Source organism: Corynebacterium sp. UMB9976, from assembly GCF_030212265.1.
Taxonomy (GTDB): Bacteria; Actinomycetota; Actinomycetes; order Mycobacteriales; family Mycobacteriaceae; genus Corynebacterium.
This window is the reverse complement of record NZ_JASODY010000015.1, coordinates 1-13,095: the sequence shown is the minus strand read 5'-3', so window position 1 is coordinate 13,095 and position 13,095 is coordinate 1. Positions and strand designations below refer to the sequence as shown.

Here is a 13,095-nt window from a genome sequence, read left to right as displayed (position 1 = left end):
TGCAGGGTTGAGGACGCCGCACGGCCAGCATTCCCACCCGCCGTGCCGACCTTCTGCCGCGCGACCCCCCACGCCACGCAGCCTCCCCGCAGCACTGGGGTTAGTCCTCCCGCCAGCGGCCTGGCTGGCCGACCGCCGGGTCGGACTCGGCCTTGGTCACCATGTCCTCATAGCGCTGCATGAGGTTCACGGAGGTGATCTCCGATGGCACCCCGAAGGCGTCCACCAGCAGTTCCGACCAGGGGCCCAGGGAGTCCACCAGGTCGTTGAGCGCGGCACGGGCCGCCTTGGTGCGGGTGCCTGTGAGCAGGTTCTGCTCCAGGTACCAGCTGCCGTTGCGGACGATGAGGTCCAGGAAGTAAACGTCGCGGACCTGCTCCATCACATCGCGGGCGGTGTCGCTGGTCAGCGTCGCTTCCGCCTCCAGCATGGCCTCGAGGAGGATGCGGTCCACGTGGGCCCACGCGACCTCCAGCAGGTGGTCCTGTGCCCGGTCGACGACCTTCGCGGCCTTCTCCACCGGCATGTCCTTGGCCACGCGCAGGCGGCGGCCCAGGGAGACCATGAGGCGGCGCTCCCGCTCAGACACCAGACGCAGCTGGCTACCCGGATCGAAGAGGGTGGCCTCCTCACTATCGGAGAAGGTGTCCTTCAAGTTCTGGACCAGGGCATCCGCGGCGGTGCGGCGGCGCAGCAGGGTGGAGAAATTATCCAGCCCGAAGCGGACCATCTCCAGCGGGTTGAAGCTGCCGATCTCCTTGGAGAATCCGGTCATCAGCTCCTTACCTGCCAGCTGCATCATCACCACATTGTCGCCCTCGAAGGTGGTGAAGATATCCGAGTCTGCCTTCAGGCTGGTCAGCAGGTTTTCGGCCATGTAGCCGTAGCCGCCGCAGGCCTCGCGCATCTCCTGGATGGTGTCGGTGGCGTGCGCGGTATTCGCAGCCTTCAGGGCGGCGGCGTGCGCCTCGAGCTCGCGCTGGTTGGCCTGCTCCTCCTTCGTGGCGTCCACGGGGTCAACGCCGCGTGCCTCGAGGTCGTGCAGCCCGGAGATCAGCTCATTCGTCGCCAGCTGCAGCGCGTAGGCGCGCGCCACCCGGGGGATGAGGCGCAGCCGGTGCTTGCGGTGCTGGATGAGGGTGTTTTCCGGCAGGTCATCGCTGGGCGCGAACTGCTTGCGCAGGTTGGCGTAGCGCACGCCGATGTCGAGGGCGGTACGCGCCGCAGCACCGGCGGCGGCACCCACCGTCACGCGCCCGCGAACCAGCGCGCCGAGCATGGTGAAGAAACGGCGGTTCGGGTTCTCGATCGGGGAGCTGTAGTTGCCCTCCTCATCCACGTCGGCGAAGCGGTTGAGCAGGTTCTCGCGCGGCACGCGGTAGTTCTCGAAGACCAGGGTGCCGTTGTCCACGCCGGGCAGCCCGCCCTTGTAGCCGTGATCGCCCAGGCGCACGCCCTCGACCGGGGAGCCGTCGTCCTCGCGGATGCGGGCGACGAGGCAGTGCACGCCGTGCGACTCCTCCACACCCGGGGTGTAGAGCTGCGCGAAGACCGCGGCAAAGCGGCCGTCGCGGGCGGCGTTGCCGATGTACCACTTCTCCGAAGACGCGGTGGGGGAGTTGATGATGAACTCCTGGGTCTCCGGGTCGTAGGTCGCGGTGGTCTCCAGGCTCTGGACGTCGGAACCGTGGCCGCGCTCCGTCATCGCGAAGCAGCCCAGCGCTCGCAGCTCGATCAGGTCCTTAACCAGGTCATGGTGGCGCTCGGTGCCGAGGTTGCCCACAGCGCCGCCGAACAGCCCCCACTGCACGCCGGATTTCACCATCAGGGAGAGATCCGCCATGCCGAGCATCTCGATGCTGGCCAGGGTCGCGCCGGTCTCCCCGGTGCCGCCCTGCTCCTCGCGGAACGCGCCGTGCGGCAGGCCCGAATCCAGCACCGACTGCAGCTGGGCGGTGGTGCGGGCGCGGGCTTCTTCCAAGCTGAGCCCCACCGCGGGCCGGAACTGATCGTCCTTGAGTACCTCGCGAATGTTGTCCCGTGCCTCGCCAAATTGGCCGTCGAGCACCCGCCTGAGCTCCGGGAGGATCGCCGGATTCGGGGTGGTCGGCAGGGGGTTGGGGGCCTTGGAGCGACGGGGGATGTCCTCTCCAAGCTGCTTATTCTTTGGTGAGTTCTGTGCCATGACCCAAGGGTACGCAATGTGGCGAAGGCCACAGCCAATTCGCGATTTCCGCTTAACCCGCATTCGAGTATGGCGGCGAGATGCCGAGGATTAACATTGGTAGCCATGTCACGAAGCTCCGATACCCCAACCAATCTCAACATCGACTCGCGAGGCTCGAAGTACAAGGGTTCGCGAGCGTGGCTCATGGTTGCGTTGGCGGTATTTATCGTCGCATGGGGCGGCAACGAGTTCACTCCGATGATGGTCTTCTACCGCGGGGAGGACGTCTTCTCCCCGGTGTTCGTGGATGCCCTGCTGGCCTTCTACGCGGTAGGTATCGCCATCGGCCTGCTGGTCGCCGGGCCGCTCTCCGACCGTTATGGACGCCGCGTCGTCATGCTGCCTGCTCCGATCGTCGCGCTGATTGGTTCCATCCTCATCGCGATGGGCGAGACCAGCGAGCCGATCATCTTTGCTGGTCGCATGCTTTCCGGCCTGGCGCTGGGCATGGCGATGACCGCGGGTGGCTCGTGGATCAAGGAGCTCTCCAGCCCGGCCTTCGACCCCACGGCGAAGCCGAACTCCGGGGCGAAGCGTTCCGCGATGGCCATGACCGGCGGTTTCGCGGTGGGTGCATTGATCGCCGGCCTGCTTGGCGAGTGGGGTCCGATCCCCGGCCAGCTGCCCTACATGATTCACGTGGTCCTCTCGATCGTGACGATCGTGGGCCTGATGACGGTGCCGGAGACCCGCCAGAGCGCACACCTGAAGGTCAAGGGCTCGTTCCTGAGTGACCTGGCGTCCCCCTCCGCGAAGCACCCGCGTTTCCTGCTGGTCGTGCTGCCGCTGGCGCCGTGGGTCTTCGGCTGCACCGGCGTGGCCTATGCGATCATGCCTGCTCTGATTCAGAATTCTTATGGCAATCCGATCGCCATCACCGCGGGTATCACCGCCCTGGCGCTGGCCTTCGGCTTCGGTATTCAGCAGTTCCCGGACCTGTACTGGCGTAATCATTCCGCGTTTGGCCAGCAGGTCGGTCTGGTCACCGTGATCATCGGCATGCTCGTCGCTGCCTGGACCGCAAAGACCGTCTCCCTGGCGGGCGCGTTGATCGTCGCGGTCGTCCTGGGGCTGGGCTACGGCATCACGCTGCTGACGGGCCTGACGGAGGTGCAGCGCCTGGCCAGCCCGGATGAGTTGGGTGGCCTGACCGCGATCTACTACGTGTTCACCTACGTGGGCTTCTTCTTCCCGATGATCCTGACCCGTCTGTCCGAGTGGTTCAGCTACCCGGTCATGCTTCTCGCGGGCGTGGTGGCTGCGGTCCTAAACCTGGCCCTGATCACGGTGTTCTCCCGGAAGTTCATCCCGGCGGAGAGCTAGGCCTTTTCTTTCACGACGTCGCCCTCGCCGGCCTCGGCTCGGCCGGGCCAGGTCGGTAGGCGCTGGAGCCGCCAGAGCTGGAGGGCGACGCCGACCAGCGGGCCGATCCCGAGTGCGAGCACCGAGCGGAGCTCCGGGGTGGTGTCCACCAGCAGCAGACCCACCGCCGCGACGGTGGCGATGGCCCAGCCGAACCAGTACAGGTCGTGGCGGCCAGCGGCGAGGGCCGCGGAACCCGTGACCATGAGCAGTGCGGTGCCGGTGGAGGCGAAGGTCAGCAGGCCGAGGGCTGCGGGGGAGACCAGGTAGGCCTCGTCGAAGAGCAGGGCCATGATCGGTCGGCCCACGAGGTAGGCGGCCACCCCGCCCACCGCGCCGATGGCGATGATCGCCAACGCGGGAGCGGCCGCGGCGCGCAGCACCTGCTCGCGGCGTTTGGTGAAGTGCACGATCAGCGCCGGCTGGAAGCGCTGCAGGGGGACCAGCAGCGGGGCGCGGGTGAGGGTGACGGCTGTGATCGTTCCGGCGAGCACTGCGCCCGCCCCGGCGGCCCCGCCGGCGGAGCTGAGCTCCTCGCCGGTGCCGCTGGTACCAGCGAAGCCCAGGTCGGTGGTGGCGCGCAGCAGGACGGGGAAGCCGGTGATGAGCACGGCATTGGCGCCGGAGGCCAGCATCGCCTTCAGCCCGCGTTGCACGAAGGCTCGGGCGGGGATGTCCGCGCGGTGGCTCAGCAGTGGGCGCACCCCGGGGAGCAGTGCGAATGCGGCCCAGGTGCCCGCGCCGATGACGGTGATGATGAAGAAGGAGACCACGCCCCAACCCAGCCACCAGGCGAGGGCTGCGAGCAGTAGGCGGATCCCGGAATCGATGCCGATGAGCCAGGCGAACTCGCGCCAGCGGGAGGCCGCGGAGATCAGCCCGCAGAGGATGGCTTGGAAGGCGAAACTCGCGAGCCCTGTGGCGGTGAGAATGGCAGCCCACAGGGGGTGGGCGGGGCTCACGCTGGTGGCCCACAGCGGGGCAGAAACCAGGGAAAGTAGCCCGAAGGCGAGGGCGAAGCCGCCCGCCAGAGTAAAGGGGCGGGCAGCACCGCGATCGGTGGCCGTCTCCCGCGGTTCGGTGCCCTTGCGGTTGTGCCGGGCGGCGGTCACGCCGCGGGCGGTCTCCTGCATGAGGCCGTCGATCAGCCCAGTGAGGGCGAAGAATAGCCCCCAGAAGACCATGAAGTCCACATAGCCTGCGGGCGGAAGGGCCTTGGAGGCGATCCAGATGACCAGGTAGCCCGCGGCGGCGACAACAACGGTGGCGATGCTCAGTGCGCGCATGATGGCCGCACCTCCCGCCGCGCGTTAAGCCCGGCCCTGTTGAGGGCCGGGCGGTGTGGGTTTTTGGTTCCCGAAAGCGTTAGTTCCCGAAGGCCTTCTTCAGGACCGGCAGGTAGCCGCGCAGGTCGTCCTGCCAGTAGCCCCACTGGTGGGTGCCGGTGTTGCGGAAGTTGAAGGTGGCGTCCTTCTTACCCAGGGAGCGCAGCTTCACATCCAGGTCGTGGGTGCAGCCATTGGTGGCGGCTTCGATGACGCCACCCTCCACAGCCACGGTCGTGGCCGCGGACAGGTCGCCGTTCACGCGCTCGGAGCTCAGCACGTCGTGCTTGCCAACCAACCCAGAGGCGTTGGAGACGTACAGGTTCGGCTGCTTGACCAGGTTCTTCGCGTTGACCAGGGCATCGTCGCGGAGGGCTGCCGGGGTGTGGGAACCGCCCCACATCTCGTTGACGTTGGTCCCGCCGCGGGCCAGGGTGATGTTGACGAAGGTCGGGGCCAGACCCTTGGTGGTCGACGCGCAGCCGGAGAAGGAGCCGACGGAGTCATAGAAGCCCTGGTTGTGCGCGGCCAGGTTCAGCGAGGAAGTGGCGGACATGGACATGCCCGCGATGGCGCGCTTGCCGTTGGCCTTCAGCTCCTTCTCGATGGTCTGCGGCAGCTCCTTGGTCAGGAAGGTCTCCCACATCGGCTTGTAGCCAGCTTTGTTGTACTTGCTCACCCAGTCGGTGTAGTAGCTGAACGCGCCAGACATCGGGATGACGATGTTGGCGTTGAGGTTCTTGCCGTAGTAATCGATGATGTCCGACTGGTTGATCCAGTTCGCCCGGCCCTCGCCGCCGTCGGCGCCGTTGAGCATGTACAGGGTTGGTAGGCCGGCGGTTTCGCGCAGCTTCTTACCCTTCGGGCCGATGACGACCAGCGGGATTTCCAGGCCACCCATGGCCGGGGAGGTCGCGGTGGCATAGCTGACGTTGTGGCCCTCGCGCTTCAGCTTCTTGACCTTGCTGACCCAGCGACCGTTGGTGCTCGGGTTCACGGTCCCCGGCAGCTCGTCCCAGTACAGATCCGCGGCCTTCGCGTTGCCAGCGACGGCCTGGCCGCTCACCGGGGCAGCCGAGGCAGAGGATGCGGTGTGGGCGGCCATGGACAGTGGCATGAGGGCCGCGAGGGATGCGGCGAGGCCACGGGCGAGGTACTTCTTCATCGAATTTCCTTTGCGTATCAGCTGTGGTGATCGGCGGTTTCTCTGTCCCTACTCCGACCAGCGGCTGGGAATCTACCAGCTAGATAGTAGCCATGATTATGAGCTAAGGGAAAGCAAATGCCAGCTTTTCTTAGTATTTTTGCCCATAAAGCTGCTAGAACTAATGCAGGAAGTGGACAGGCTGTTCTCATTCCCCTGGCATCGCAGCACGTGAAGGCCAAAAATTTCGGATCTTTCCCTCGGATACTTTAAGGACAACCCGACATGCAGTTCATCGACCAGATCATCCTCATCATCACCGACTTCCTGGGCGGATTCGTCCACGGCAGCGCGGATGCTTTCTCCAGCCTGAAGCTGGCTCTGGGCTCGATTTAAATATAAGGTGGGGGCCGTGGCTGAACATTATGACGTAGTAGTAATCGGTGCAGGCCCCGGCGGTTACGTCGCCGCAATTCGCGCGGCGCAGCTGGGCCTCAAGACCGCAGTTGTCGAGAAGCAGTACTGGGGCGGCGTGTGCCTCAACGTGGGTTGTATCCCCTCGAAGGCTCTGATCCGTAACGCAGAGCTGGCGCACACCATCACCAAGGAAGCGAAGACGTACGGAATTACCGGCGATAACATCTCCATGGACTTCGGTGCAGCGCACAAGCGTTCCCGCAAGGTCTCTTCTTCCATCGTCAAGGGTGTCCACTACCTGATGAAGAAGAACAAGATCCAGGAGATCCACGGCCGCGGCGAGTTCGTCTCCGACAAGGAGATCTCCATCGTCGAGGGGGATGACGAGGGCAAGAAGATCACCTTCGATAACGCCATCATCGCCACCGGCTCGGTCGTCAAGTCCCTGCCGGGCGTGGAGATCGGCGGCAACATCGTCTCCTACGAGGAGCAGATCCTCGACGAGAACGCCCCGAAGTCCATGGTCATCATTGGCGCCGGCGCCATCGGCATGGAGTTCGCCTACGTGCTCTCCAACTTCGGTGTGGACATCACCGTCGTCGAGTTCATGGACCGCGTCCTGCCGAACGAGGACAAGGACGTCTCCCGCGAAATCGCGAAGCAGTACAAGCGCCTCGGCGTGAACCTCAAGACCGGTCACAAGACCACCGAGGTCCGCGACCTGGGCGAGGGCAAGGGCGTCGAGGTGGACATCGAGTCCGCCGACGGCAAGAAGTCCGAGACCATCAAGGCAGACCGCGTCATGGTCTCCATCGGCTTCGCGCCGCGCACCGAGGGCCTCGGCCTGGACAAGGCCGGCGTCGAACTGGGCGAGCGCGGCGAGATCGTCATCGACGAGCGCATGCGCACCTCCGCGAAGAACATCTACGCCATCGGCGACGTCACCGCGAAGCTGCAGCTGGCCCACGTCGCTGAGGCGCAGGGCGTCGTCGCAGCAGAGACCATCGCTGGTGCGGAGACCCAGGAGCTGGGCGACTACCAGATGATGCCGCGCGCCACCTTCTGCAACCCGCAGGTCGCATCCTTCGGCTACACCGAGGAAGCAGCCCGCAAGAAGGCAGAGGAGGACGGCCGCGAGATCAAGGTCGCGACCTTCCCATACACCGCCAACGGCAAGGCTCAGGGCCTCGGCAACGCAGTGGGCTTCGTGAAGCTCATCGCGGACGCAGAGTTCGGCGAGCTGCTCGGCGGCCACATGGTCGGCCCGGACGTCTCCGAGCTCCTGCCGGAGCTCACCCTGGCGCAGCGCTTCGACCTGACCGCGGACGAGATCTCCCGCAACGTGCACACGCACCCGACCCTGTCTGAGGCCATGAAGGAAGCCGCGCACGGTATCGGCGGCCACATGATCAACCTCTAACGGGTTCCCGGGGTGCGACCGCCCCCAACCGGCGGGTCACTGTGCCCGCCGAGAATCTCTGCAGCGCGCCCCCGAACTGGCTATGTTCGCCGGTTCGGGGGCGCGCTTTGCTGCGCTAGGATCACTCCCCGTAAAATCCACCCCAGCCAGCGCAGATACCGGTGATCTCGTACAGGCCGGCTGCGCTGCGGGCAGTCCCCAATCCCTCCTGAGGCAAGGAAACACGAAGCACCCATGACCACCCGCATCGGCATCGTGGCAGACCCTGGTCTGCCCGAGCGGCGCGCTAAAGCGCTCTTCGCCGATCTCCAAGCTGCAGCCAAGGACCACCGCACCGGGGAGCCCGCCGAGCTCTACTTGCGCATCGGCTCCTTCCCGATGAGCTCCCGTGGAACCGTGGAGCTGCACGATAACACCATCGACGTGCTCGAGAAGTACCGGTGGGACCGGTTGATCTACCTCACCGACCTGCCGCTCAGCACCCGTCGACCGGTGATCAGCCAGTGTGTCCAGAACGGCAAAGCCACCATGCTCTGCCTCCCTGCCTTCGGCCTGCTGCGCGCGAAGCTCGGCCTGAAGCAGGAGATGACCCGCCTGGTGCAGGGCAAGATGGCCGGTGCGGGCGTGCCCGAGGAAAACATCGACGGCTACGAGGACATCGCGGGCGGCGACGTCCGAGCGGATACCACCCGCGTGCTGGAGGGCCGGGGCCGAACCCTCCGCCTGCTGCTCGGCATGATTCGCTGCAACCGGCCGATGGCCCTGCTGCGGGCACTCTCCGGATCCATCGCCCTGGGCGTGGCCAGTGGCGCGTTCGGCGTTTTTTTCGGCTCGATCTGGCTGATGAGCTCTCTGATGCCGATCTGGCGGCTGATCCTCATCAGCATGCTCGCGATCTGCGGGATGACCTTTTGGCTGATCTACAACAACAGCCTGTGGAACCCCCGCTCTTCGAAGTTGCACTACGACTCGGTGGGGTGGTGGCGCGCCCGGTGGGATAACTACGCCACCCTGGTCACCGTGGCGATCTCCTCGCTGCTGATGTACCTGCTCCTCATCGGGGTGCTGCTCATGCTGGCGGCAGCGATCGTGCCGGTGAAGTATTTCAGCCTGCAGATTGGCCACCCGGTGGAGCCCTGGAACTACCTCTTGTTGGCGTGGTTCGCCGCCTCGCTCGGCATGATCGCCGGCGCTCTGGGATCCGGCTTCGACTCGGAGGAGGCGATCCAGCAGGCCACTTATAACCGCCGCGAGCTGGAGCGCCGCGCGCAGATCGGGCTGTTCGACCGCGAAGAGCCGGGCTTCGGTTACTACAACACCGATACCTCGCTAGACATCACGCCGCCACGCGACTAGGCACACCACTAGCGGCGCTACTAGCCACGCGGCGGCGCGAGCGTCGCGGGGGCAACGTCCTGGGACAATCCGCCCGCGTCCGAACGCCGCTAGTACGGCGAGACCGAGGAACGGTGGGCGTCGATGTCCACCTGGCGGTCGATCGGCGGGAACGCGCGCTGCGGGCAGGTCATCCTCGGGCACAGGCGGCAGCCGGAACCGATCGGGGTGGCCGCGGAGGTGTCCTCCAGGTCCAAGCCATCGGCGTACACGGTGCGCTGCGCGTGCCGCAGTTCGCAGCCCAGGCCGATGGCGAACATCTTGCCCGGGTTCCCCCACGCCGAGCGGTGGTGATTCACCGTCCGGGCGACCCACAGGTAGGTGCGACCGTCGGGCATCTGGGCGATCTGCCGCATGATCTTGCCCGGGTAGCTGAAAGTCTCATAGACATTCCACAGCGGGCACGTACCGCCCGAGCCGGAGAGGTGCAGGCCAGAGGCGCTCTGCCGCTTAGACATATTCCCCGCCCGGTCCACCCGCACGAAGGTAAAAGGCACACCGCGCAGGCTGGGGCGCTGCAGGGTGGAGAGCCGGTGGCAGACCGTCTCGTAGCCCACCCCGTACTCGCGCATGAGGAATTCCAGGTCATAGCGGGATTCCTCCGCGGAGGCGTGGAACTGCCCATAGGGCATCAGCAGGGCCGCCGCCCAGTAAGTGGCCAAGCCACGGGAGGCCAGCCTGCGGGAGGCATCAGAGGTGAAGTTGCCCAGCTCCACCAGGGAACGGATGGTCGGGCCGGCCTCCAGGTAGGCCAGCTCGGTGGCCAGGCGGAACGCGATCTGCCCTGGCCGCATCATGGCGGAGACGTACAGCCGCTTCGTCTCTGGGTCGAAGCTGTGCTGCGTGTCGCCCATGTCCCGGGAGTAGGTGACCGTCACGTTGTGCTTATCCGTGAGTCGGTCGACGAGGATCGCTTCCGCGTGGCGGATCTGCGTGGCCCCGAGGTTCAGCTTTTTCGCGAGCTTCTCGGCCTGTACGTCCAGGACGTCCACGTAGTTCTGCCGGGCGTAGAAGTAGTCCCGGACCTCCTCGTGCGGCATGGAGAAGGCCTCCGGCCCGGAGGCGCGCCCGAAGAGCTCGCCACGAGGGGTAATGGACAGCACCGCAGAACCCTGCAGGCGCTCCTCGGTGGCCAGCGTGAGCTTGTCAGAGACGTTCCGGTAGCGGCTGTGCATGTCCACCATGGCGCGGGCGATCGCGGGGTGGTGGCGCACCAGCTCGGCCAATTCGGTGACGTCCACCGGAGTGGGCCAGATATCGCGATCGGCCATGACGTCCTGAACCTCGGCGAGCAGGCGGAGGGAGTCCTCGTTGGCGAAGAAGGTGGCGTCCACACCGAAGGCCCTGGTGATCTTCTGCAGCACCGCCAGGGTCAGGGGGCGCTGATCGTGCTCGATCTGGTTCACGTAACTCGCGGACAGCCCCAGGGTCGTGGCGAGCTGGGCCTGCGAGATATCCCGCTCCTTGCGCAGCTGGCGCAGGCGGGAGCCCACGAAGTTCCGGTTCGTCTCGTCCGGCGTGCGGGGGCTCTGGGAAGCTCGGGCACCCTGGGTGCTCCGGACACCCCGGGGGCCGGGGGACGGTGCGTCGGCCATGCTGAACCTTTCTTCGTTGCGGAGGCGTTCTGTCGCGGAGACGTTCCGGTGCGGGGCGTTCCCCGGGCACGTTCCTGCTGAATATCTCGCCCGCGGCTGGCGCTGCCTACTCCACGGACACCCCGCGGTTGGGGTGGCGCAGATTGTAGCTAACCACCTTGTCTTCCCGGTCGCCGCTGACCCAGCGCCGCGAACTTTCGGAGGAAATACTCATCACCAGCACCAGCGCGACCGCCACCATAAAGAGGTTGCTGGCCACGTGGTTTTCGGAGGTGCCGGCGGCGAGCAGGTCGCCGATGGAGATCAGCGTGATCGTGACCATCAGCAGCACCCGCGCCCACCGGATGCGCATGAAGGTCAGGACCAGGAGCAGCAGCGCTGCCAGCGCCCCGACGAAGTGCCCGTAGAGCACCCAGGTCTGCTTCAGCGAGCCAGTCACCCAGCCGATGTTCGCCAGCTGGATGCCGGAGCGCCACGCGGTGAAGACCGCCACGATGGCAGTCAGCGCACCGACGATGTTCATCTCGGCCGGAGGCAGCACCTTGTCCCGCTTACGGCTGGCCTCTGCCTCCTCCTTGCGCGCCTGCACACCTTCGCGCACCTCGGGAACGTCAGCGAGCCTTTCGGCCGCGCCGGTGACGTCGACAATCGGAAGGTCACCATCCGTGACGATCTTGTCCCCGCCGCCGTTGTGGCAGATGTACGGGGAGGAGAAGTCGGGAAGGATCTTCACCGTGATCTCGGGGTCGACGTACTGCAGGGTGCTGATGAGGTAATCGCGCTCTGCGTCCGTGTCCTCGTCGATCTTGTGGGTGACTTGCCCGGTGAAGCTGGACAGCCCCACGCCCCGGTCGTAGGTTGCGCCGGCCATCCAGGGGACCTTCTCGCCGCCGGGCAGCGCCCAATCATCCGGGGTGCGCCACAGCCGCACGTGGTGGCGCTTGGACGCGCTGCCGGAGTCCTCCTGCTGATAGGCGAAGGCCTGTGAGCGCTTGAAGATGACCAGCGGGCTGACCGGGGCTGCCGGGTAGGACTTCCGGAACACGCTGGATACGGCGATCTTCCAACTGGAGCGCAGCGTGATCTTGTCCGCTTTCGTCCAGCCCGCGGCGAGCAGCACTGCGTGGATATCCTCCTCTGAGCCGTGCAGCGCAATATTCACCGGATCACCCAGCAGCCCATCGGAGGTGCGGGCGCGGGCGACGAAGTAGTCCGGCACGTAGACGAAGGTGAATAGCTGGTGCATGCGCGGCAGCGAGAGGTACGCGAGCACGAGGAACCACCAGATCACCCAGATCAGGCTCTTGGTTTCCATGTTGAAGCCGTTGAGGATCATCAGCGCCAGGTACCAGGCGGTCAGGGCTAGGGTGACGATGATGAAGAAGGCGTCGATGGCGGTGTAGACGGAGAGTTTGCGCTGCCCCTTCGTCGTATCGTTTTTCGGCTGATACTCCGGGTACTCTTCCGGTACCGGGTAGGGGTTCTCCTGGTCGCTGATCCGCGTCAGCTTTTGCTCGCCTGCCTGCTCTTTTTCCTGCTGGCTGGCCTGCTGCTGCGCCATCTTTGTGGTCCTTCCTTCTGTCCCCGGGGCGCTCTTAGTTTTAGGACGTCAACCTCGCGCTGGCGCCCGGCCTGCCGGTAGGGATTCGGCAGGGTGATGGTGGATATGAGTGTAGCGGGGAGGGGTGGATTATCCGGTTCGGGATAGCGAAAACCCCGGTGCGCTTGCGCGCGCACCGGGGGAAATGAGCCGATGACGGTGTCTGAAGTCACGACATAGTTGACACGGTGTGCCTGGCAGAACATTCCTGATGGTTGTCACATCAGTCGCGACATCGTTGACGCCCACCGATAGCACCGTTGCGGGATGATGGTTGTCACATCAGTCGCGACATCGTTGGCACTGACTATGCAAGCGTGGCGCGAAGGCGGGCGGGGATCAGCCAGGCAGGGTGTCAGCCGCTTGCACAGCCCACGATTCGGCACAGGACGAGCTTCTGAGGCCTTGCCGTCGGCGTATGTGCCTCTCCCGCGCCTCACCGCAGAAATCATCACGGAGCACTACATCGACACGTCCCGTGATTATCAAAAACCATACTGGCGAAAAGGGGACCCGCCCCTGGTGTAAAAACAGGGTTAAGTAAAGAAAAGTGTGTCCGCATGCCACCATAACCCCAGACCACACACCACAAATCACCAAAGAATAGCTC

8 protein-coding genes are annotated in these 13,095 nt (G+C 65.4%); 3 read left to right on the top strand and 5 right to left on the bottom strand.

All coding sequences use genetic code 11. The features are described 5' to 3' along the window. Window positions 1-100: 100 nt before the first annotated feature. The gene (locus tag QP140_RS07510) at window positions 101-2,248 is read right to left on the bottom strand and encodes an acyl-CoA dehydrogenase family protein (protein WP_284758943.1); all 2,148 of its coding nucleotides are present in this window, start codon (window positions 2,246-2,248) and stop codon (window positions 101-103) included. On the opposite strand from QP140_RS07510, the gene QP140_RS07505 reads away from it, so the two are divergent. Then, window positions 2,204-3,550: an MFS transporter gene (locus QP140_RS07505; RefSeq protein WP_284758941.1), complete on the top strand. Its 1,347-nt coding sequence runs from the start codon at window positions 2,204-2,206 to the stop codon at window positions 3,548-3,550. The two genes, QP140_RS07510 and QP140_RS07505, sit on opposite strands and share 45 nt — an antisense overlap. Here QP140_RS07505 and QP140_RS07500 read toward each other — a convergent pair. Both QP140_RS07500 and QP140_RS07495 read right to left on the bottom strand, forming a co-directional pair. Beyond that, a complete protein-coding gene (locus QP140_RS07500; protein WP_284758940.1) occupies window positions 3,547-4,875 on the bottom strand; it encodes a hypothetical protein in 1,329 nt (442 codons plus the stop codon). The genes QP140_RS07505 and QP140_RS07500 overlap by 4 nt on opposite strands. Before the next feature lie 79 nt (window positions 4,876-4,954). Continuing rightward, complete coding sequence (locus tag QP140_RS07495; protein WP_284758938.1) at window positions 4,955-6,079, bottom strand: alpha/beta hydrolase; 1,125 nt, start codon at window positions 6,077-6,079, stop codon at window positions 4,955-4,957. Between the two features lie 391 nt (window positions 6,080-6,470). On the opposite strand from QP140_RS07495, the gene lpdA reads away from it, so the two are divergent. Both lpdA and QP140_RS07485 read left to right on the top strand, forming a co-directional pair. Continuing rightward, entirely contained in the window at window positions 6,471-7,895 is a 1,425-nt protein-coding gene (gene lpdA / locus QP140_RS07490) for a dihydrolipoyl dehydrogenase (protein WP_070760399.1), read from the top strand. Window positions 7,896-8,129: 234 nt separating this feature from the next. After that, the gene (locus QP140_RS07485; RefSeq protein WP_284758936.1) at window positions 8,130-9,251 is read left to right on the top strand and encodes a hypothetical protein; all 1,122 of its coding nucleotides are present in this window, start codon (window positions 8,130-8,132) and stop codon (window positions 9,249-9,251) included. Between the two features lie 89 nt (window positions 9,252-9,340). Here the strand turns inward: QP140_RS07485 and ramB are convergent, their stop codons facing one another. Together ramB and QP140_RS07475 are read right to left on the bottom strand one after the other, a co-directional pair. Next, a complete protein-coding gene (ramB, locus tag QP140_RS07480) occupies window positions 9,341-10,885 on the bottom strand; it encodes an acetate metabolism transcriptional regulator RamB (RefSeq protein ID WP_284758934.1) in 1,545 nt (514 codons plus the stop codon). A gap of 106 nt (window positions 10,886-10,991) precedes the next feature. Next, window positions 10,992-12,446 carry an LssY C-terminal domain-containing protein gene (locus QP140_RS07475; protein WP_284758933.1) on the bottom strand — a complete coding sequence of 485 codons (1,455 nt, stop codon included), beginning with the start codon at window positions 12,444-12,446 and terminating at the stop codon, window positions 10,992-10,994. Window positions 12,447-13,095: the final 649 nt, after the last annotated feature.